The sequence below is a fragment of the Idiomarina sp. UBA3176 genome (assembly GCF_002364295.1).
GTDB lineage: Bacteria > Pseudomonadota > Gammaproteobacteria > Enterobacterales > Alteromonadaceae > Idiomarina > Idiomarina loihiensis.
In genome coordinates, this window is the sequence record NZ_DEXU01000024.1 from 162,437 (window position 1) to 182,826 (window position 20,390).

Here is a 20,390-nt window from a genome sequence, read left to right on the forward strand (position 1 = left end):
GGTAGTTACGACATGAGTCGCTCAGAAGAATTATACACCCAAGCACAAATCAGTATCCCTGGCGGCGTTAACTCGCCGGTACGGGCTTTTAACGGCGTTGGTGGCAGCCCCATTTTCTTTGAGCGTGCTGAAGGCGCTTACATGGTTGATGCCGACGGCAAACGTTATATCGATTACGTCGGCTCATGGGGCCCCATGATTTTGGGACATAACCACCCGGCAGTGTTAGAAGCCACTTTACAGGCGGCCAAGCGAGGCCTAAGCTTCGGTACACCGACGGAAGTTGAAATCACCATGGCGGAGACTATTCGCAAAATAGTCCCTTCTATTGAAAAAGTACGCATGGTGAACTCCGGTACCGAAGCCACGATGACGGCCATTCGTCTGGCACGCGGCTACACCGGCCGGGATAAAATTCTGAAGTTTGAAGGTAACTACCACGGCCACGCCGACTCCTTACTGGTTAAAGCTGGTTCAGGCGCTTTGACTCTGGGCGTTCCTAACTCTCCCGGCATTCCGGAAGACTTTGCGAAACATACTTTAACCGCAACTTACAACGATATTGAATCAGTGAAACAAATTTTCGCTGAAATGGGCGATGAAATTGCCTGCATTATTGTTGAGCCGGTAGCCGGTAACATGAACTGCATTCCACCAGTTGAAGGCTTTTTGGAAGGCTTACGCAGCCTTTGTGACGACCACGGTTCAGTTCTGATTTTCGACGAAGTTATGACTGGCTTCCGTGTAGCTCCGGGCGGCGCTCAGGATCGTTACAAGATTAAGCCTGACCTCACTACTTTGGGTAAAGTCATTGGCGGTGGCATGCCGGTTGGCGCTTTTGGCGGCAAAAAAGAAGTCATGGACTACATTGCTCCTGTTGGCCCTGTATATCAGGCAGGAACGTTATCGGGTAACCCGGTCGCCATGGCCGCCGGCTTAGCCGCGTTACAGCAATTATCCACCCCCGGGCTTTACGACCAGCTTTACCAACGCGTTGACACGCTGCTGGACGGTTTACAGGAACGCGCTGACAAGGCTGGTGTACCAATGACAACGAACCGTGCCGGTTCTATGTTTGGTTTCTTCTTTACCGAAGAGCCCGAAGTGACCACTTACGCTCAGGCTACACAGTGTAATATGGAACACTTTAAGACGTTCTATCACGCCATGTTAGAGCAAGGCGTGTATCTTGCGCCATCGGCCTTTGAAGGTGGCTTTATGTCGGCAGCGCACAGTGAAGAAGACATTCAAAACACTCTGGATGCCGCTGAAAAAGCCTTTGCTAAGTTAGTCTAGCTCTGCGGCTATAGCGCCTGGCCTTGGCTCCGGCGCTTTAGCCACCAAATAAACGTTCCCACCAGCTTTTCTCGCGGATATCGCCTTCACAGGTAATATCCTCGGGAAGCCTTATTTCCTCAGCCGGTAATCTACGACCATTGCCGCAATCTTCAGGAATTCGCTGTCCCGTTGTGGGGTGGAAGTTTTGCATTTGCAGAGGCTCCGGTACATCTAAAGCCATGCTCAACGGCGGTAAGTAATCATAAAAATCCGCCACAACTTTGAGAGCGCCACTACTGCCAGTTAAGCCAACCGGTTGATTATCATCACGGCCTAACCAGACCGTAACTACGTGCTCGCCATCTACTGCGACAAACCAGCTGTCGCGATAATCATTCGTTGTACCTGTCTTGCCACCAACTACCTGACCGGCTAAAGCACTTTGCAGGCGGCTTGCAGTTCCCTCTGATACCACTCCGCGTAAACCATAGCGAGTCAGATAAGACACTTTTTTATCGAAAACTTCTTCTGTCTCAGGTGCTTCGCGCCTATAAAGTACCTCACCCTGATGTGTGGTGATAGACGAAACCGCAGCCAAAGGCTGATAACGACCATCATTCATAAGCGCGCTGTACATTCGTGTCACCGCCACAGGCGACAGCGATGCTGAGCCTAAAGTCAGCGACGGGTAAGCTTGTAGTGGCGTTGTCACGCCTAACTCGCGTAAATAACTCACCAGTTGATCTATACCTACTTCCATGCCCACCCGAACGGCCGGTAAGTTGCGCGACTGAACCAACGCATCATACAACAGCAAACTACCATCAAACTCTTTATCGTAGTTTTGCGGCTTCCATTCTTTGCCCTTTTTGTCAGATAACGTAATGGGTTCATCTGCAACCGGCGTATGCAGACCAACGTTTGAATCCTGCATCGCGGCGGCATAAATAATGGGCTTCATTAGTGAACCTATTGGTCGCAGTGCTAACAACGCCCGGTTATAACCTATAGCCTGACTTAAGCGCCCACCAGCCAGCGCACTAACCGTGCCGTTGCGGTAATCAGCAACTACCATTGCGCCTTCTAACTTTTCATCTTCGCCGTCAGCCATAAGCTGTTGTGCTAACGAGCGCTGCACTGCATTTTGTGCATCCACCTGCAAATGCGTGAAGATTTTCAGCCCGGTTTCCTGCCAGTCTTCCGGCAGGATAATGCGCTTCATCTCGCGCCGTACTAAGTCCATATAATGTGGGTACGGGTGTTCAACCAGACGACGGCTTTCTTTAACCTCAAGCTGCTGCTCAACCGCCGCAACGTAGTTATCTTTACCGAGCAGATCCTGTTCAAACATGACTTTAAGCACGGTGTCCCTGCGGCTGCGGGCGCGCTCCGGGAAGCGTCTTGGGTCATAATAAGAAGGACCTTTTATCATCCCCACCATTAAAGCAATTTCGCTGGGGTTCAGTTCCTGTACTTGCTTACCAAAATAAAACTGACTGGCAAGTCCTATACCGTGAATAGCGTTGCTTCCGTCCTGCCCAAAATACACTTCGTTCAGGTAGGTCTCTAATATGGTGTTTTTATCAAACCGGTAATCGATAACCAGCGACATCATGGCTTCATGAAACTTGCGCCACAACGTCTGGTCTCTGCTCAGATAAATATTTTTTACCAACTGCTGAGTAAGAGTAGAGCCACCCTGAACCGTTCTGCCTGCTTTTAAGTTCGCAGCTAAAGCCCGCAGAATAGACCATGGCGATACGCCCTGATGGTGATAGAACTCTCTGTCTTCAACTTTTAATAAGGTTTCAATGAGTAGGTTAGGCACGACTTCCAGCCCAACTAACAAACGATCTTCTTTACTTAAGGTGCTAATGCGGCCTATCAGCTCGGGTTCCAGACGAAAGCTTTCCAGCTCTCTGCCACTGGGCCAGCTTTTTATAGACTCAATACGGTCACCGTGAAAGTTGATTTGCACTCGTTGCGCCATCTGCGGCCCATCGGAAAAGTCGAAAGGCCGTCTGTGCACCATGACATTGTTTTTACCCACAGAATAGTAACCCGACTGCTCGGTATTACTATTACGCTGATAACCCACCCGTTCCAGAACGTCGACCAACCGCTGCAAACGCATAGGGTGATTCTTTACCAGCGTCACTTCCCCCGCGTAGACCAAAGCCGGTGCCTGATAACGCTTGTTGCTATAGTGGCGGGATAAACTGGCATCCAGATAAATGGCATAAAGCCCAATGACGGCGATAAGTACCAGCCCTATCTTAAAGCTTGTCCAGAATAGGTATTGAAACCATCGACTTTTTATCACTACTGCTGCCTTTTGGTTTTAAACGTTGCGGTTGCATTCAGAGGGTCTTCCGGCCATGGATGCTTAGGATAGCGACCGCGCATTTCTTTGCGCACGTCGGCGTAAGCATTTTGCCAGAAACTCGCGAGATCATTGGTTCGCTGTAACAGACGCCCGGCCGGCGACAGAAGATCAACGGTCACAACTTGTTGGTTATCGATAATTTTAGGCGACTCAGAGACACCAAACATTTCCTGTAATTTGACCTCAACTCTGGGGGTATCGTCCAGATAATTTATAAACACTTTACGTTCTGTCGGAGTTTGCCACCATTCAGGACAGGCCGAATTAAGACGTTGCAGTTCTGAGTAGTCGAGAAAATAACACAAAGCTTCGTATGGATCCCACTGCTGCAATTGCTTTAGCGACCGGAGATTCGTCCAGTATGGCGCAGCCCAGCGCTCCAGGCTATTAAGTAATCCTGCATCGCTCATGTCGTAAGCGCCCAACTCTCCGGCTTGTTGCAGCCAGTAGACTCTGCGTTGTAGCTGTTTCGCGCGTTGACTCCAGTTGAGTTTATCCAGGCCTTTATCGCGCAACCACAGGCAGAAGGCTTCGGCTTTTTGTTCATTGGAAACCGGTCCATTATTATTGGTCTGACTGAGTACCAAAGAGCCCAACTGAGTGCGGGTTATTTGTCGCAGTTGTTGCTGTTCACCTACCCATTCAGCTGTTTGCACGGTCTGCAAAGGAATACCGGCTTCTTTCAGTAACGACGGGGCATCGTCCACAGGTAACAGACAGCGGCTGCGCCCTATCGTGTCTTGCTCATGAAAGGTGACATCAAAAATAATTGCCCAGGTTGGCTGCTGAAGGCGACTGCTGTCGCCACTAACCCGACCACCGCAAGCCAGTTGAAAGTCGCCTCGGCTGACATCGTACTTTGCGACTCGGTCGGGGTACCCCTGCAGTAAGGCAGCGGCAAGGCCGTCTTCACTGGTTCCTGCAGATTCTACAGCTTCTTTCAGACCAAAATGGTTTAACCAATAGCGCCAGCGTTGTTGCCACAAAGGCGCCTGATTTCGTTGTTGATAATGCTGCTGAGTGCGTTCAAATAGATCGACTGTTTTTATGCTAGTTTGCGGCTCTTCCAGTGTAGCCAAAACACGAGCCATAGCGGCTTGCTGCTCGTTCGCCAAAGCTTTGGCTGCGTCCGCCACCAGTAAAATTCTGGGATCAAAACCGCCGGACTCCAGCTGCCGGGCTTTTGCGGTTAACTGCCCCTGTTTTATTAAGCCGGTGCTGGCTAAAAAGTCGGTCGCCGCAGCGCAATGCCCGGGGTCGGGCTGAGAAAACCAGGCCAGTTGGTTCACCTCACTGCCCCAACGCAGCACATCCAGTACCAGTGCTGATAAATCCTGAGTGGCAACGTCCGGAGGCGCATAATCGGCAAAGCCATGCTCGTCGGAGCGCGCCCACAAGCGAAAACATAGCCCCGCCTGCTGACGACCCGCGCGACCCGCACGCTGTGTTGCTGAAGCTTTAGCAATACGCTGCGTAATTAGCTGGCTTAACCCGTATTGAGGCAGGTACTGAGCCCGGCGCTCACGACCACTGTCGACAACCACATCAATACCGTCCAGAGTTAAGCTGGTTTCAGCAATATTGGTTGCCAGAATAATCCGTTTTTCGTCCGGCGCCTTTAATACTTGCCGCTGTTGCTGCAAGGGAATACGCCCGTGCAAGGGTAAAATCAGTGTTCCCGGCGGCATTCGCTGACTCAGTTCAGTCGCAATCTTTTGTATTTCATAAACGCCCGGCAGGAAAACCAGAACACCTTTTTCGGCAGCAGCAAAGGCTTCGACAACCACTTTGGGTAATTCAGCCAGCCATTGAGTAACATGAGATGCTGGGCGATAGTGATACTCAACCGGATAACTGCGGCCTTCGCTACGCAAAACCTGCACCTGATCACAGTAATTCTCTAACCAGAGTTTCAGACTTTCTGCTGGCAAGGTGGCCGACATAATCAGCAGGTTTAAATCCGGACGCAATGGCAGGGCATCAATCACAAGCGCCAGACTTAAGTCACTGTGCAAATTGCGTTCGTGAAATTCATCGAAGATTAGCGTGCCAATACCGCCAAGCTCAGGATCCTCCTGTAGCCATCGCACCAACACGCCTTCCGTGATAACGAGTAACTTAGTTGCCTTACTGCGCTTGCTGTCGCCGCGCACCGTGTAACCAACTTGCTCCCCTACCGACTCGCCTAACTGCTTAGCCAAATAATGAGCAATATTCAGCGCAGCAACACGCCGGGGCTGCAGCATGACAATTAGACCGTCATTAGCAATATCTTGCTGCAACAAAAATAGCGGAAGTTGTGTTGATTTACCGGCACCGGGCGGTGCCTCAATAACGACACGTGCAGCCGGAAAGGCTTTCGCCAGCTCCGGCAGCACGCTCTCAATTGGCAAGGTCATGCCAAATTAATCACCTTGTACTGTTGCGGCTATGGTGCGCACACCGGCGGCGGTAGCGCCTGTCGCCCACATAGAGGTAGCCGATTTTTGGTAAGCGCCAGCTAAGTCAAAGTGCAGCCAGCCTTTGCCGCTGTTCGGCGCAAAGCGCAGTAAAAAGCCCGCTGCATTACTTGCACCACCGGCACCACCACCTTTTTGCGGGCGGCTGTTGGCCGTATCAGCAAAAGCTGACGGACAGTTTTCACTGTGCCATGGGGCTAAAGGTAAGCGCCACAATAGCTCATTTTCTTTATCCGCATTAGCCAATGCTTTAGTGGCAGCCACTTCATCCACACTAAACAACGCGTTGTATTCATTACCAACCGCCATTTGCGCGGCACCGGTCAGCGTTGCCGCATCAATAATCTGTTTCGCACCAAACTCACCCGCGGCCTGTAAGCCATCGGCCAGCACCAGACGACCTTCGGCATCGGTATTAACAACTTCAACCGTCAGGCCGTTTTTATAGCGAATAATGTCACCCAGTTTGTATGCGCGGCCATCAATCATGTTTTCGGCGCAGCAAAGAATGAGCTTCACGCGCTTGTTCAGACCCCGGCGTATTGCCAGCGACAATGCACCGGATACGGTAGCTGCACCACCCATGTCGCACTTCATAGCGAGCATGCCTTCGCTCGGCTTAATACTGTAACCACCACTGTCGTAGGTAATACCCTTACCTATTAACGCAGTTTCTACTGGCGCATTGTCATCGCCGGTTGGGTTGTAATCTAATACCAATAAGCCTGGTGCGTGCTGACTGGCACGACCTACGGTGTAAATTCCCATCCAGCCAGCATCTTTCAGCGCTTCACCTTTTATAAATTCCGCACTGATGGCGTCTGGCGCCAGAGCCTTAAAGTGTTCGGTTACACGTTGCGCCAAACTTTCAGGGTAAATTTCTTCCGCTGACAAATTGGTCAGTTCACGGCTGAAACGAGTCGCTTCACGCATGGCATCAAGTTCTTTGACTGCAGGCTCGTCAGTTTTATTCCAGATAACCTGATTGGTCGACAAGGTTGAAGTAAAACCTTGTGACAGCGCCCACTGACGCTCCAGGTTCCAGTCACTGCCAGCAGCTTCAATGGTTACTGCTCCGGTGTTGTCCAGAGTCCGGCCTGCTTTCTGAATACGCCGCAAGTTTTCAGCTTCATCTTCAACTAAGATGATTTGTGCTTTGTTGTCACCAAAGACTAAGTTTGATTTTGGATTCCAATAACTTGCGGGGGCTTCCTGAGTTAAATAGATTGCGAGTGCGCTGGACATTCTGTACCTCTCCCGATAATTTGCTGTCTGTTTATACTAGAGTTATGAGGTCTCTGATGCAATTTAACAAGCCCCTGCGCCAGGGAGTTTTGCAAAAAAGATACAAGCGCTTTCTCGCCGACATTGATTTTGGTGACAACGAAACGACGACAACCCACTGCCCTAATACCGGAGCCATGACCGGGTGTGCAGAACCCGGCTTTACAGCCTGGTGCAGTGTTTCCGATAACCCCAAACGTAAATACTCACTGACCTGGGAGCTCGCTCAGAATAACAACGGTGAAATGATTGTAGTCAATACACAGCACGCTAACCGCATGGCCGGAGAGTTACTACACACCAACCTTGTACCTGAATTAAGTCAGTGGCAAGAGCTAAAACCAGAGCAACGCTACGGTAAGGAAAAAAGCCGCATCGACTGGTGGGGCGTAGACCAGCATAACCGTGAATGCTTTATTGAAGTAAAAAGCGTCACTTTAGCGGACGCAAGTCAAGGTTACTTTCCCGACGCAGTCAGCCAACGCGCTCACAAACACCTTAATGAACTGATGCAGGTTGTGGCCGATGGTCATCGCGCAGTGCAGCTTTACATGGTAATGCACGACGGTATCGAACGAGTTTCTCCCGCCGCACATATTGACAGCCAGTATGCTGAGCTGTGTAGAAAAGCAGCGTCAGTCGGAGTCGAGTTTTATGCAGTAAAGTGCCGCGCGTCGGCGAAAGAAATAAAACTGGAGAGACCAGTTCCCGTAAGCCTTTAAAACTCAATGCCTTCACAATTTCACCGCAGAAATTTAATCCGAATGACGTTGCCAACCGTAAACCTTTCTGGTATACGTAGCGTCCTTTTTTTAATGTACTGCTTTTTAAGCACTCTTTTATAGAGAATGTAGGAGATCCATGATGCCTCAAGGCAAGGATAAGAAAACCCATGGCATCCTGGCGATGGCCGGCCTGGAGCCGTATCAGGAAAAACAGGGCGAAGAGTACATGAACGATGCGCAACGTTCGCATTTTCGTCGTATTCTGGAAGAATGGCGTCGTCAATTACGTCAGGAAGTTGATCGCACAGTGCATCATATGAAAGACGAAGCAGCGAACTTCCCTGATCCGGTAGACCGCGCTGCGCAGGAAGAAGAATTCAGTATCGAACTGCGTACACGTGACCGTGAGCGTAAGTTGATTAAGAAGATTGAAAAAACCTTACAAAAGATAGAAGAAGATGATTTTGGCTTTTGCGAATCGTGCGGAATTGAAATTGGTATCCGCCGTTTAGAAGCTCGCCCAACAGCTGACCAGTGCGTCGACTGTAAAACGCTGGCCGAGATGAAAGAGAAGCAAATGACCGGAGCCTAAAGGCTCATGTATCGTGGCCGTTTTGCACCAACACCTTCAGGGCCCTTACACCTGGGATCATTAGTAGCTGCCGTTGGTAGCTACTTAGATGCTAAAGCGCATAGAGGTGAGTGGCTGGTTCGCATTGAAGATGTCGATAAACCGCGAGCCGTGCCCGGAGCGGCCGATACTATTTTAACGCAGTTGGAAGCCCATGGTTTAGAATGGGACGGTTCCGTTTTATACCAAAGCCAGCGCGATTCGGTTTACCAGCATCAGCTCAATCAGCTGGAAAACGCTCAACGTCTTTATCAATGCGACTGCAGTCGCCGGGCTATTCGTGCCCGCAGCGATCACTACGATGGCTACTGTCGTAACCGCCAGCCTCGTTCAACCCCTTACGCCCTGCGCTTCATTAATAATAACCCGGTTGATACATTTAATGACCGCGCACACGGCTTATTAGAAGATCACTCAGCCTCAGTCAGTGAAGACTTCGTACTTAAACGTCGCGACGGATTGTATGCTTACCAGCTGGCTGTGGTCGTTGATGATATTGAACAGGGTATTACCGATATTGTGCGTGGCAGCGACTTGATAACTCCAAGCTTCTGGCAGCTGACTTTATGGCAGTATTTCACCGGAAAGCAGCCGAGAATGATGCACTTACCTCTGATAATGAATGACGATGGACTCAAATTGAGTAAGCAAAACCATGCACCGTCAATTGAGTCCAGCCAGGCAAGAAATAACCTTTTCACAGCGCTGGATTATCTGGGTATTAAACCAGAATCAGAGCTGCGACACAGCCCTGTCAGTGAAATATTGCAACAGGCGTTGCAAAGTTGGTGCAAAAAGTGGCATATAGCAGGTCGTTAACGGTACAATATGCAGACAACAACTGATTCTAAATAAAAACAATGGTAAGGGAGAACCACCATTATTAAGCGAATAAAAGCACTGGCAAAGCGCGCCTTTTCCAGTAAAGCGGCAGAGCCTGAATCCAGCCGGTTACCCAAATTACAAGTTATCTCACGGGACAAACATCCAGTATCCCGCAACGATATCAGTAAAAATGCAATAAAGGTTCTTTACCGCCTGCACAACAGTGGTTTTGAAGCCTATCTGGTTGGCGGCTGCATCCGCGATATTCTTCTGGGGCTTGAACCAAAAGATTTTGATGTCACCACTAATGCCACACCAGAGCAAATTAAGTCCCTATTTCGTAACTGTCGCCTAATTGGTCGTCGCTTCCGCCTGGCCCATGTGGTGTTTGGAAAAGAAGTTATTGAAGTTGCGACTTTCCGCGGCCACCACGGTGCCAGCCCGCAGGAAGAAAATAAGAAAAACCGCACGGCAGACCAGGACGAGCACGGTCAGCTGGTTCGCGATAATGTCTATGGCAGCATAGAAGAAGACGCCGAGCGTCGCGACTTTACCGCCAATGCGCTGTATTACAATATCGCTGACTTCGCCATTTACGATTTTGCCAACGGCGTTGATGACATTAACGCTGGCATTTTGCGGATGATTGGTGACCCGGAAGTGCGCTACCGTGAAGATCCGGTACGCATGCTTCGCGCCGTTCGCTTTGCCACAAAACTGAATATGCAAATGGATAACTCGGTCAGCGGCCCGTTAAAAGAACTTGCGCCGTTACTGATAAACATTCCACCGGCGCGTTTGTTTGACGAATTCCTGAAAATGTTTATGTCGGGTAAAGCAGAAGCTAACTTCCTGATGATGAAAGATTTCGGACTGTTTCAGCAGTTATTCCCAATGCTGAAAGATTACGTCGCTGACGAACAAAGCCCGGCCTACCAAATGATGCTGAAAGCCTTTAAAGACACCGACAGACGCATTGCAGAAGAGCAGCGTGTTACTCCGGCCTATTTAATTGCCGTGTTGTTGTGGTGGCCATTACAGGCTCGGCGCGAACAACTTGAGAACGAAGGTGGCCTGCCACCTATGGACGCATTAAACGTTGCCGCCGCTGATGTTATTCACAGACAGTCGCAACGCGTTTCATTACCCAAACGGTTCAGTCTGCCAGCCAGAGATATCTGGCAGTTACAGCGTCGTTTGAATATCACTAAAGGCGTACGCGCTCAAAAAGTGCTTGAGCATAAACGGTTCCGTGCGGCCTACGACTTTTTATTGTTACGCTCTTATGCGGAAAATAGCGATAAAAAATTAGCCGGGCTGGCAGAGCACTGGAGTAAAGCGCAGGACAACCCGGCGCAATTAAAGTCCTCAAAGCCGGAAGCGGGATCAGGCCGACGCAAACCGCGCCGTCGTCGTGGTCCACGCCGTAAGCCTCAGGAAAATAAAGGTAATGACGCAACATAAAGCCTTTATTGCGCTGGGTAGTAACCTGGGTAAGCCGATGGACAATATTCTGTCGGCTTTAAAGGCGCTGAATAATGATTCTCGCTGGCAACTATTAGCTTATTCCTCTCTTTACGGTAGCAAACCTATGGGCCCGCAAGACCAGCCCGATTACGTTAATGCAGTTTGTTCCGTAAGCACTAGCTTACCGGCGGCCGAGCTTTTGCAAGCCTTACACGATATAGAAGATGCTTTTGGTCGTAAACGAGTCAGGCATTGGGGCGAGCGCACGCTGGACCTGGACCTGCTGCTGTTTGATGAGCAGCAACATCAATCGGACTCTCTCAGGGTTCCTCACCCGGGCTTATACGAACGCAGCTTTGTACTTTATCCTCTGGCCGAAATAGCCGCCGACAAACTTTTGCCTAATGGCAATACCGTAAAACAACAAACAGAGACTCTTACCGAAGAGGGTCTGGACGTGCTAATCTGTCGGTCTGATATAACCATCTAAAACTGCTGAAGGTGCGTCATGGCAACAACCAAAACCAGCATTGCAACGTTACAACAAATGAAACGGGAAGGGACCAAAATCAGCTCCCTCACCGCCTATGATTCAAGTTTTGCTAAACTCATGACCGAGCAAGGCGTCGACTTTATTTTGGTGGGCGATTCACTGGGTAATGTTGTGCAGGGTCGCGACTCAACTGTGCCGGTAACCGTCGATGATATGATTTACCACACTCAGTGTGTGCGTCGTGGTGCGAGCAATGCCTTTGTTATAGCAGACATGCCATTTATGACTTACAGCACGCCCGAGCAAGCCTATGATGTGGCGGCAGCTTTAATGCAAGCCGGCGCCAACATGGTAAAACTGGAAGGTGGTCACTGGCTGGTTGAAACCATTGAAGGCTTAAAGACCCGGGGCATTCCGGTGTGCGCTCACCTTGGTTTACTGCCGCAATCGGTTAATGTTCTAGGTGGTTATAAAGTACAAGGCAAAGAGCAACAACAAGCCGAGGACACACTGAACCAGGCTTTGGCCCTCGAAGAGGCCGGCGCTCAATTGCTTGTTCTGGAATGCGTACCCGCTTCTCTGGGTAAACGTATTACCGAGCAGCTATCTATCCCTACTATTGGTATTGGTGCAGGCGCAGACACCGACGGACAAATTTTAGTTATGCACGATATGCTCGGCATGAACAGTGACTATCTGCCTAAATTTGCCAAAGACTTTTTGGCTCAGGGCGGCTCTCTTGCCGATGCATTCCGTTTATATTCGGAACAGGTGCGCTCAGGCGAGTTCCCGACAGCAGAGCATAGCTACAAATGAGAATTTTAAAATCACTTGCTGAACTTCGAAGATGGCGTCAACAGCAGTCTGAAGTAGCTTTAGTACCGACTATGGGCAACCTGCACGATGGTCACCTGCAGTTGGTTAAAACAGCGTTAGAACGATGCGACAACGTGGTTGTCAGTATTTTTGTCAACCCTATGCAGTTCGGTGCAAACGAGGATCTCGACAGTTACCCACGCACGCTGGAAGCCGACTGTCAGGCGCTAGACGCTTTAGGTGTTTCAGCGGTATTTACCCCTCAGGTAAGTGATGTTTACCCCCGCGGTCTCGACAAACAAACTCGTATTGAAGTGCCCGGCATCAGTGACATTCTTTGCGGAGCCAGTCGCCCGGGGCATTTCACCGGCGTCGCAACTATTGTTTGTAAACTATTTAATATGGTGCAGCCACAGCTGGCTGTATTTGGCGAAAAAGATTATCAACAGCTTCAGGTTATTCGCTTAATGGTACAAGACCTAAGCCTGCCAGTAGAGGTTCTGGGAACAGCCACACAGCGTGAAACCAGTGGTCTTGCCATGAGCTCGCGTAACGGTTACTTATCCACAGAGCAAAAGCATCAAGCGGCGGAGCTTTATAAAACTCTGGAAGAAACCAAAGCTAAACTGAGTGTAAACACTGACTTTGGTGAGCTGGAAGCTGCAGCAAAAGAAAAGCTGACCCAGGCGGGGTTTGTGCCGGATTATTTCAGTATTCGTAACGCAGCAGATTTGCAGGAAGCGACGCCTGAAGACCACGAATGGGTCATTCTGGCAGCCGCTTTTATGGGCAAAACACGCTTAATTGATAACTTACGAGTTACCAACGCAGCGGCTAAATAAGCATACCCAGTTCGCGCATTTCAGTATGCAGAGCGCCACGCAAACTGGTGGCTTTTGCCGCAATTTTACGCTGTTCGCATAAAACTTCCTGCAGCATCTCATCGGTTGTTAATGGGTTTGCCAGCACCACGCGGAAAACCACCGTTGGTTCATGATGATATTGAGCCGGTGTTAACTTAGTCCGGGATACAAATGACTGTCCCGTCTCCCGCTGACGCTTCTGAATATATCGCGTCAGTGCGTTTAAGTGCGGCGTCAAGCGCGCCAGCTGCTCTGGCGTCGCTTTATCCAACACCGTTTTTACTTTGATTGGTACAAAACGATAGGTCAGAATACAAAGTTCAGGCTCAGTAATGACTTCAAAGTCATCCTGCTCAGAAATCAGCTTAGAGAAATAACGTGCTTTATCAATACTGTTATTAATCAGCAGTTCGTAACCACGGCGACCGATAACATGCATGGCCGAAAACACCATCATAGCCATGCCCGCGCGTGAACCTTCCATGGTATGCGAACCTAAATCTTTTGAGCCCTGACGAATAATATACTCGGCATGGTATTCTATGGACTTAACCAATGATGGGTTCTTAAATAACACCAGCCCAGCGCCCATAGGGACGTACATTTGCTTATGCGCATCAATAGTCACACTGTCGGCTCTCTCGATACCGGCCAGTAACGGACGATGCTGTTCAGACAATAACGTCGCACCACCCCACGCGGCGTCTACATGAAAGTGAGCATCCACTTCTTCTGCAACAGTCGCCATTTCGTCGAGCGGATCAATGTGGCCGGTTTCTGTTGTACCAGCGACACCAACCAGCGCAAGCACCTTACCACCTTCTTTTGCAATTTTTTCGCAGGTTTTTCGTAATTCATCAATACGAATACGGTTATCACTGTCTGTTGCCACCGACACTAAATTTCGGCGACCAATACCAAGTACATCCGCAGCTTTACTTAATGAATAGTGCCCACGCTCGGACACCACTACAGTTAACTTTGAGTAGCCATAATGCTGAAGACCTGCGGCCAGTCCATCGGCTGAAATGCCCGCGAAATCACCATCTGCCTGTAACAACCGGTTGCGCGCTACCCACAGAGCCGTCATGTTGGCTATGGTTCCGCCCGAGCAAAAAGCTCCCAGCGAGTGCTGAGCGCTATGCATCCAGCGATTATAAAACGGCGCGTCCTGCTGATACACCAGATGATGCATCATGCCAATAACGTTACGCTCCAGCGGCGTAAAGGCTTTAGAGGTCTCAATTTTAACCAGATTCTGATTCAGCCCCACCATAAGCTTAGCTAAAGGCAGCAGGAAATACGGCAAGGCTGATGTCATGTGGCCGATAAAACGCGGCGACGCCGTATGCACCGAATGAGCGACCAGCTTATCCAACAGAAATTCAGTATGGTCGGAAACAAAAGCGGGTTCTTCCGGTATCTGCGACTTATCGAAGTCACGCTCAATTTCCTGCAGCGGCTTTTCGCGGGCAACAATATGTTCCCCCAGAAAACCCATCAGGTTTTCTGAGAGATGCTTTTCGATTTTACCCAGCGTTGAATCAGGAGCCTCGGGTATCGTAAATATGCGATACAGCGATTCCTGATTTACTTCCGCTATGTCTGTTTTAGGGCTCAATCAAGACTCCTTAGATAAATTCGCGTGCAGTTGCCATAAAGCCTGACCGCTGTTCTTATATTTGCGTTCAAAAGGCGTTATTGGCTCAGCGTCATCGGACAACAGTGAGATATCGGCATAATATCCGCTCACCTTAAGTGCCTGCGCCACTTCTAACAAGTATAGGCTCCAATTAGAACGCATATGCAATTCACCGCCAAGCGCAACCACATCTTTCCATACCGGACTACCATGCCAGCGGCGGGCTAAATGAGCCGATTTAGGCCAGGGGTTTGGGTAAAAAATGCAGTGCTGCCGGGGCCGCCATCCGGCTCTGTTCGCCAACCGCCAGAAATCATTCAGGTCGGCTCTTACCACCCAGTACCGCTGACCATTCTCGCTGGTCTGATAATGGCTGTGACGGTCCACCCGATGCGCCGACTTATCAACGCCGATAACCATAGCATCGGAATGAATTTCTGCCAGTTTTGCAGTACTTTCGCCCACGCCGCAGCAGGAATCCAGAATAATCGGCCCACCCCAGCTTTCAACTTGCGCGTTGATTTCGTCAAACGCCTGCTGGTTGTGCTCCTGAATAGGTTTCAGAAACTCACTTTCTAAATGGCGACGGACTGCTGCTTCAGTGTCTTCATGCGGTCCATTCTGGTTGGTTGTAACCGGTCTTGCCTGCTGCATCAGGAACGGATTCCTATGCCTTTATCGAGAATATAATAAGCCGCCGCAAAGAACAGCACATTGAAGCCCACCAGAACCGCTATGGCAAGACCTATACTCACGTCTGACTGGCCTAAGAAACCATAACGAAAGCCATTAACCATGTACAATACCGGGTTTGCCATAGATACTTTCTGCCAGAATTCCGGCAACAGGCTAACCGAGTAAAACACACCGCCTAGATAGGTTAGCGGTGTCAGTACAAATGTCGGTACGATAGAAATATCGTCAAAGGTTTTGCCGTAAACGGCGTTAATTAACCCGCCCAAACAGAATAAGGTAGAGGTTAAAATTATCGTTAATATGACATAACCAATATGCGCAATCTGGATGTCTTCTACAAAGAAGAATGACACGCAGGTGACAATAACCGCGACAATCAGGGCTCGGGCCATACCGCCACCGACATAACCGGCAATAATGACCGCTGTAGGGACAGGGGACACCAGCATCTCTTCAATATTGCGCTGAAACTTAGCGCTAAAGAAAGACGACGCCACATTGGAATAGGAGTTGGTAATAACCGACATCATAATAAGACCGGGAACAATGAACTCCATGTAGCCAACGCCACTCATTTCACCAATTCGTTCACCCACAATGCTACCGAAAATGACAAAGTAGAGCGTCATGGTAATAGCCGGCGGCACCAGAGTTTGTATCCAAATACGAAGAAAGCGAGTGCACTCTTTTATCCAGATGGTTTTTAACGCAATAAAATTCGCTGCGGAATGGCTCATTTAGCTTCCTCCTGCTGACGCCCCTGTTCGACCATAGACACAAACAATTCCTCTAAACGGTTGGCTTTATTACGCATTGACAGCACTTTTACCTTTTGGGCAGAAAGCTGCTCGAACACGGCATTCAGCCCGGCATTTTTATCAACTTCCACTTCCAGTGTCTGCTCATCTGTCCAACGGTGATTAAAGTTCTCTATGTCTGCACCGTTATGGCCCGGTTCTAAATCTAAGACAAAGGTTTCGCGGCTTAGCTGCGCCAGCAAGCGCTTCATTGACGTGTTTTCTATAATTCGGCCACTATCAATAATACCGATATTACGGCACAGCATTTCGGCTTCTTCCAGATAGTGGGTAGTCAGAATAATGGTAATGCCCTGCTGATTAATCTTAGTCAGGTAGTCCCACATGGAGCGGCGCAGTTCGATATCAACGCCTGCCGTTGGCTCATCCAGAATCAGTAATTTAGGTTCGTGCAGTAATGCGCGGGCTATCATCAACCGGCGTTTCATGCCTCCAGACAAAGAGCGTGCCGGTTCATTGCGCTTATCCCATAACCCCAACTGTTTCAGGTATTTTTCAGAACGTTCCTTAGCCAGCGAGCGAGGAACACCATAGTAACCCGCCTGATTCACGACAATTTGCTGAACCGTTTCAAACTGATTGAAGTTAAATTCCTGCGGCACCAAACCAATCTGGCGTTTTAAATCGGTGAGCTGCGTGTCTAAGTCGTAACCAAATACCTTCACCTGACCTGAGGTTTTATTTACCAGCGATGAAATAATTCCGATAGTGGTCGACTTCCCGGCTCCATTAGGGCCAAGCAGTGCATAGAAATCACCTTCGTCAACCTCTAAATCAATACCTTTTAAGGCTTCAAAACCACCACGGTATGTTTTGCGTAAGCCTGTAATTTCTAAAGCTTTCATAGACCTCTTTATGACTCCTTTCCATAGCCCCAGCGGCTGACTAAACGCTGCTCAAGGCCAAGATGATCCAGCATTCTGGCCACCATAAAATCGATTAAATCATCAATACTTTCTGGTTGATGATAGAAGCCCGGCGCTGCCGGCATTATCGTTACGCCCTGCTGACTGAGTTGCAGCATGTTTTGTAAGTGGATTGTCGAAAGCGGAGACTCCCTCGGAACTAAAATTAATTGTCCGCGCTCCTTCAATACGACATCGGCGGCGCGCTCGATCAACGTATTACTACTGCCATGCGCAATTGACGACAAGGTACTGGTTGAACAAGGGCACACCACCATTTTCGCGGGCGCCGCCGAACCTGAAGCCACCGGCGAAAACCATTCTTCTTTGCCGTAAACTTTGAGTTGCTCAGCACCAACCGAAAAGTGTTCACACAGCATTGCTGCTGCTTTGTCAGGAGCTGCCGGAATTTGCATGCCCTGCTCCGTTGCCAATACGACCCGGGCAGCACTGGAAATTAGCAACAGCACCTGTTGATCCTGATCAAGCAAACATTGTAACAAACGCAGCGCGTAAGGGGCACCCGAGGCACCGGTTATCGCAACAGTAATTCTATTGTCGGTTTTCATTGAACGGTTCCTGTGTCATCCAGTTATTGCAAGGCTTTAAGAAAGCGCTGGTGCAAACCATCAAAGCTGCCATTACTCATAATAAGTACGGCGTCTCCGGCTCTGACTTCGGCTAGCAACCCTGCCAGCAAGTCGTCGGTCGACTCAAACACATGCGCCTTGGGCATTTTTTCGGCCAATTGCCATTTTAGCCCTTCGGGCTGCAATACGAATACATTGTCTGCGTCTTCTAATGACTGAACCAAGGTATCGCTGTGGACGCCCATTTTCATGGTATTTGATCGCGGTTCAAGTACCGCAATAATGCGACTGTCGGGCTGATGCTGCCGCAAACCTGATACGGTTGTCTTAATTGCGCTGGGATGGTGAGCAAAATCATCAAAGACTTTTACCCCGCGGTGCTCGCCCAGTAACTCCATACGTCGTTTGGGACTTCTAAAACGGTTTAACGCCTGCGCGCTCTGCTCAGCTTTTATGCCAACATGGGCGGCGGCGATAATGGCCATCATGGCATTATTAACGTTATGAGTACCCAATACGTTCCAGCTAACCTGCGCAATACACTTGCTCTGATAATGCACTTCGAACTCCGTACCGTCAGTTTTAAGCAATTTTGTCTGCCAGTCGCCCTGCTCACCCATACGTACCACCGGACTCCAGCAGCCTTGCCCCAGAACTTCATCCAGTGCTTTATCGCCCGCGGGTAGAATCACCTGACCGGTGTCGGGAACAACCCGCAGCAAATGCGCAAACTGCCGTTGAATAGCGGCTAAATCAGGGAAGATGTCTGCATGATCAAATTCCAGATTATTCAGAATTAACGTATCTGGTGCATAATGAACAAACTTGGATCGTTTATCAAAAAACGCCGTATCGTACTCATCGGCTTCAATCACAAAAAAGTTGGAGTCGGTTAAACGTGCACTGACCGGAAAGTTCCCCGGTACACCTCCAATCATAAAACCGGGGTCGAATCCGTTGTCTTCTAAGATCCAGGCCAGCATACTCGCGGTGGTGGTTTTGCCGTGAGTTCCGGCAACCGCCAATACCCAGCGCTGGGTTAATACGTTGTCGTGCAGCCATTGCGCGCCGGACACATACGGAATGCGCTCGCGTAAAACCGCTTCAACTTCGTCGTTACCACGGCTTAACGCGTTACCGATAATCACTATGTCGGGGCGTGGCTTTAAATTGTTATGCGAGTAGCCCTGCATCAATTCAATACCGAGATTTTCCAGTTGCGTGCTCATGGGCGGATAGACCTTAGCATCAGACCCGGTTACCCGATGACCAAGTTGCTGCGCAATGGCGGCCACGCCTCCCATAAAAGTTCCGCAAATCCCAACAATATGAATGTGCATGTGCTCTCTAAATCCGTTCGCTTTAAAAATACCGAAAGTGTACCACCGTACTCACTGACAAGCAGGATTTTTACCAAAAAATAAGGTATCATTTGCGCTCTCTGAACAAACATTTGTTAGCACCCAATAACCAGAGCTGCAGGAACTTTCATGAAACGTTTATTACCAACACTGAGAGCGGATCAAACCAGTGAATCGCTTATCTCTGTTATTAACACCATTCAAATTGCAGCCAAGGAAATTTCTTTCCGTCTGCATCAGGGCGCATTAGCCGGTGTATTAGGCTCAACTCTGGACGAAAACATTCAGGGCGAAACGCAAAAGAAGCTCGATGTTGTCGCCAATCAGCTGTTAAAAACTCTGTTGCTTGAGTCACCTAACGTCCATGCTGTTGCTTCTGAAGAAGAAGATTCCATTGTTGAGAGCCCAAACTCAGGCCATTACCTGGTGGCATTTGACCCACTGGACGGCAGCTCTAACATCGACATAAACGGTGGTGTGGGTACTATTTTCTCTATTCTGCGTAAGCCTGAAGGCGAAGAAACCAGCGAGAACATGTTCCTACAACCAGGTAAAGCTCAGGTTGCTGCCGGTTATGTCTTGTATGGTCCTGCAACTATGCTGGTTATGACGACCGGTAAAGCGGTGCGAATTTACACTCTGGATCAGACCGTTGGTGAATTCTTATTGACCCACGAGAAAGCGGAAATCCCGAAAGATACCAAAGAGTTTGCCATTAATATGTCGAACCGTCGTCACTGGGCTGACCCAATCCGCGCTTACATTAGCGACTTGCTGGAAGGCGAAGAAGGTCCGCGCGGCAAGAACTTTAATATGCGCTGGAATGCCGCGATGGTCTCTGATGTACACCGGGTTATTTCGCGTGGTGGTTTATTCACTTACCCCTGGGATGCCCGTAAGCCGGAAAAACCCTTTAAGCTGCGCCTTTTATACGAAGCCGCACCTATGGCAATGCTGGTGGAAAAAGCCGGCGGGAAAGCCACCGACGGTTACAGCCGTTTAATGGAAATTGTGCCAGAACATATTCACCAACGCGTCTCGGTGGTTATGGGGTCTGCCAATGAGGTAGATGTGTGCATGGATTACCATAAGCAACATCCAAAACCCTATTAGACTGATGTCGATATTGCGCGGCTATTGCGTGAGTGGCC

The 20,390-nt window shown here is 49.5% G+C and carries 18 protein-coding genes; 9 read left to right on the top strand and 9 right to left on the bottom strand.

Features of this window, described 5'->3' with window-relative positions; genetic code table 11:
* Nucleotides 1-12 precede the first annotated feature (12 nt).
* A complete protein-coding gene (gene hemL / locus B2U97_RS12150) occupies nucleotides 13-1,296 on the top strand; it encodes a glutamate-1-semialdehyde 2,1-aminomutase (RefSeq protein ID WP_272988960.1) in 1,284 nt (427 codons plus the stop codon).
* 37 nt (nucleotides 1,297-1,333) lie between these two features.
* Here the strand turns inward: hemL and mrcB are convergent, their stop codons facing one another.
* The 3 genes from mrcB to pepB are packed head-to-tail and all read right to left on the bottom strand — an operon-like array spanning nucleotide 1,334 to nucleotide 7,368.
* Nucleotides 1,334-3,601, bottom strand: coding sequence for a penicillin-binding protein 1B (gene mrcB / locus B2U97_RS12155; protein WP_272988958.1), 2,268 nt, complete (start codon nucleotides 3,599-3,601; stop codon nucleotides 1,334-1,336).
* The gene (hrpB, locus tag B2U97_RS12160) at nucleotides 3,601-6,063 is read right to left on the bottom strand and encodes an ATP-dependent helicase HrpB (RefSeq protein WP_286823198.1); all 2,463 of its coding nucleotides are present in this window, start codon (nucleotides 6,061-6,063) and stop codon (nucleotides 3,601-3,603) included. The genes mrcB and hrpB overlap by 1 nt, the downstream gene beginning before the upstream one ends.
* Nucleotides 6,064-6,069: 6 nt before the next feature.
* The gene (pepB, locus tag B2U97_RS12165; protein ID WP_034822021.1) at nucleotides 6,070-7,368 is read right to left on the bottom strand and encodes an aminopeptidase PepB; all 1,299 of its coding nucleotides are present in this window, start codon (nucleotides 7,366-7,368) and stop codon (nucleotides 6,070-6,072) included.
* A 56-nt stretch (nucleotides 7,369-7,424) separates the two neighbouring features.
* Here pepB and sfsA point away from each other — a divergent pair, with 56 nt between their 5' ends.
* From sfsA to panC, 7 genes are all read left to right on the top strand, one after another.
* Nucleotides 7,425-8,129: a DNA/RNA nuclease SfsA gene (gene sfsA / locus B2U97_RS12170; protein WP_110014303.1), complete on the top strand. Its 705-nt coding sequence runs from the start codon at nucleotides 7,425-7,427 to the stop codon at nucleotides 8,127-8,129.
* A gap of 142 nt (nucleotides 8,130-8,271) precedes the next feature.
* Nucleotides 8,272-8,724 carry an RNA polymerase-binding protein DksA gene (dksA, locus tag B2U97_RS12175; protein WP_011235477.1) on the top strand — a complete coding sequence of 151 codons (453 nt, stop codon included), beginning with the start codon at nucleotides 8,272-8,274 and terminating at the stop codon, nucleotides 8,722-8,724.
* A gap of 6 nt (nucleotides 8,725-8,730) precedes the next feature.
* On the top strand, nucleotides 8,731-9,582 hold the full coding sequence (gene gluQRS, locus B2U97_RS12180; protein ID WP_011235478.1) for a tRNA glutamyl-Q(34) synthetase GluQRS: 852 nt from the start codon (nucleotides 8,731-8,733) through the stop codon (nucleotides 9,580-9,582).
* 150 nt (nucleotides 9,583-9,732) lie between these two features.
* On the top strand, nucleotides 9,733-11,052 hold the full coding sequence (gene pcnB, locus B2U97_RS12185) for a polynucleotide adenylyltransferase PcnB (protein ID WP_041291761.1): 1,320 nt from the start codon (nucleotides 9,733-9,735) through the stop codon (nucleotides 11,050-11,052).
* The gene (folK, locus tag B2U97_RS12190; protein ID WP_286823199.1) at nucleotides 11,039-11,545 is read left to right on the top strand and encodes a 2-amino-4-hydroxy-6-hydroxymethyldihydropteridine diphosphokinase; all 507 of its coding nucleotides are present in this window, start codon (nucleotides 11,039-11,041) and stop codon (nucleotides 11,543-11,545) included. Before pcnB ends, folK begins: the two co-directional genes overlap by 14 nt.
* 18 nt (nucleotides 11,546-11,563) lie before the next feature.
* Complete coding sequence (panB, locus tag B2U97_RS12195) at nucleotides 11,564-12,364, top strand: 3-methyl-2-oxobutanoate hydroxymethyltransferase (protein WP_286823200.1); 801 nt, start codon at nucleotides 11,564-11,566, stop codon at nucleotides 12,362-12,364.
* Nucleotides 12,361-13,206, top strand: a complete 846-nt coding sequence (gene panC / locus B2U97_RS12200; RefSeq protein WP_286823201.1) for a pantoate--beta-alanine ligase — start codon at nucleotides 12,361-12,363, stop codon at nucleotides 13,204-13,206. The genes panB and panC overlap by 4 nt, the downstream gene beginning before the upstream one ends.
* Here the strand turns inward: panC and panP are convergent.
* The 6 genes from panP to mpl are packed head-to-tail and all read right to left on the bottom strand — an operon-like array spanning nucleotide 13,199 to nucleotide 19,218.
* Nucleotides 13,199-14,848 (bottom strand): pyridoxal-dependent aspartate 1-decarboxylase PanP, encoded by a 1,650-nt coding sequence (panP, locus tag B2U97_RS12205; protein WP_286823202.1) that lies wholly within the window; start codon nucleotides 14,846-14,848, stop codon nucleotides 13,199-13,201. The genes panC and panP overlap by 8 nt on opposite strands.
* Entirely contained in the window at nucleotides 14,849-15,523 is a 675-nt protein-coding gene (trmB, locus tag B2U97_RS12210) for a tRNA (guanine(46)-N(7))-methyltransferase TrmB (RefSeq protein WP_011235484.1), read from the bottom strand. It abuts the gene before it with no gap.
* Nucleotides 15,523-16,302, bottom strand: a complete 780-nt coding sequence (locus B2U97_RS12215) for an ABC transporter permease (RefSeq protein WP_286823203.1) — start codon at nucleotides 16,300-16,302, stop codon at nucleotides 15,523-15,525. The genes trmB and B2U97_RS12215 overlap by 1 nt, the downstream gene beginning before the upstream one ends.
* Nucleotides 16,299-17,228 (bottom strand): ABC transporter ATP-binding protein, encoded by a 930-nt coding sequence (locus B2U97_RS12220; protein WP_286823204.1) that lies wholly within the window; start codon nucleotides 17,226-17,228, stop codon nucleotides 16,299-16,301. The genes B2U97_RS12215 and B2U97_RS12220 overlap by 4 nt, the downstream gene beginning before the upstream one ends.
* Before the next feature lie 8 nt (nucleotides 17,229-17,236).
* Entirely contained in the window at nucleotides 17,237-17,857 is a 621-nt protein-coding gene (locus B2U97_RS12225; protein ID WP_034822004.1) for a flavin prenyltransferase UbiX, read from the bottom strand.
* 23 nt (nucleotides 17,858-17,880) lie between these two features.
* On the bottom strand, nucleotides 17,881-19,218 hold the full coding sequence (mpl, locus tag B2U97_RS12230; protein WP_286823207.1) for a UDP-N-acetylmuramate:L-alanyl-gamma-D-glutamyl-meso-diaminopimelate ligase: 1,338 nt from the start codon (nucleotides 19,216-19,218) through the stop codon (nucleotides 17,881-17,883).
* A gap of 150 nt (nucleotides 19,219-19,368) precedes the next feature.
* Between mpl and B2U97_RS12235 the strand changes: the two genes are divergently transcribed.
* Complete coding sequence (locus B2U97_RS12235) at nucleotides 19,369-20,352, top strand: class 1 fructose-bisphosphatase (RefSeq protein ID WP_011235489.1); 984 nt, start codon at nucleotides 19,369-19,371, stop codon at nucleotides 20,350-20,352.
* Nucleotides 20,353-20,390: the final 38 nt, after the last annotated feature.

Excerpts from the sequence above, each read along its gene's own strand:
- sfsA (WP_110014303.1), top strand. The coding sequence starts at position 7,425 with ATGCAATTTAACAAGCCCCTGCGCCAGGGAGTTTTGCAAAAAAGATAC.
- B2U97_RS12225 (WP_034822004.1), bottom strand. The coding sequence starts at position 17,857 with ATGAAAACCGACAATAGAATTACTGTTGCGATAACCGGTGCCTCGGGT.
- gluQRS (WP_011235478.1), top strand. The coding sequence starts at position 8,731 with ATGTATCGTGGCCGTTTTGCACCAACACCTTCAGGGCCCTTACACCTG.
- B2U97_RS12220 (WP_286823204.1), bottom strand. The coding sequence starts at position 17,228 with ATGAAAGCTTTAGAAATTACAGGCTTACGCAAAACATACCGTGGTGGT.
- panB (WP_286823200.1), top strand. The coding sequence starts at position 11,564 with ATGGCAACAACCAAAACCAGCATTGCAACGTTACAACAAATGAAACGG.
- hrpB (WP_286823198.1), bottom strand. The coding sequence starts at position 6,063 with ATGACCTTGCCAATTGAGAGCGTGCTGCCGGAGCTGGCGAAAGCCTTT.
- B2U97_RS12235 (WP_011235489.1), top strand. The coding sequence starts at position 19,369 with ATGAAACGTTTATTACCAACACTGAGAGCGGATCAAACCAGTGAATCG.
- mpl (WP_286823207.1), bottom strand. The coding sequence starts at position 19,218 with ATGCACATTCATATTGTTGGGATTTGCGGAACTTTTATGGGAGGCGTG.
- hemL (WP_272988960.1), top strand. The coding sequence starts at position 13 with ATGAGTCGCTCAGAAGAATTATACACCCAAGCACAAATCAGTATCCCT.
- dksA (WP_011235477.1), top strand. The coding sequence starts at position 8,272 with ATGCCTCAAGGCAAGGATAAGAAAACCCATGGCATCCTGGCGATGGCC.
- trmB (WP_011235484.1), bottom strand. The coding sequence starts at position 15,523 with ATGCAGCAGGCAAGACCGGTTACAACCAACCAGAATGGACCGCATGAA.
- folK (WP_286823199.1), top strand. The coding sequence starts at position 11,039 with ATGACGCAACATAAAGCCTTTATTGCGCTGGGTAGTAACCTGGGTAAG.
- pepB (WP_034822021.1), bottom strand. The coding sequence starts at position 7,368 with ATGTCCAGCGCACTCGCAATCTATTTAACTCAGGAAGCCCCCGCAAGT.
- panC (WP_286823201.1), top strand. The coding sequence starts at position 12,361 with ATGAGAATTTTAAAATCACTTGCTGAACTTCGAAGATGGCGTCAACAG.
- B2U97_RS12215 (WP_286823203.1), bottom strand. The coding sequence starts at position 16,302 with ATGAGCCATTCCGCAGCGAATTTTATTGCGTTAAAAACCATCTGGATA.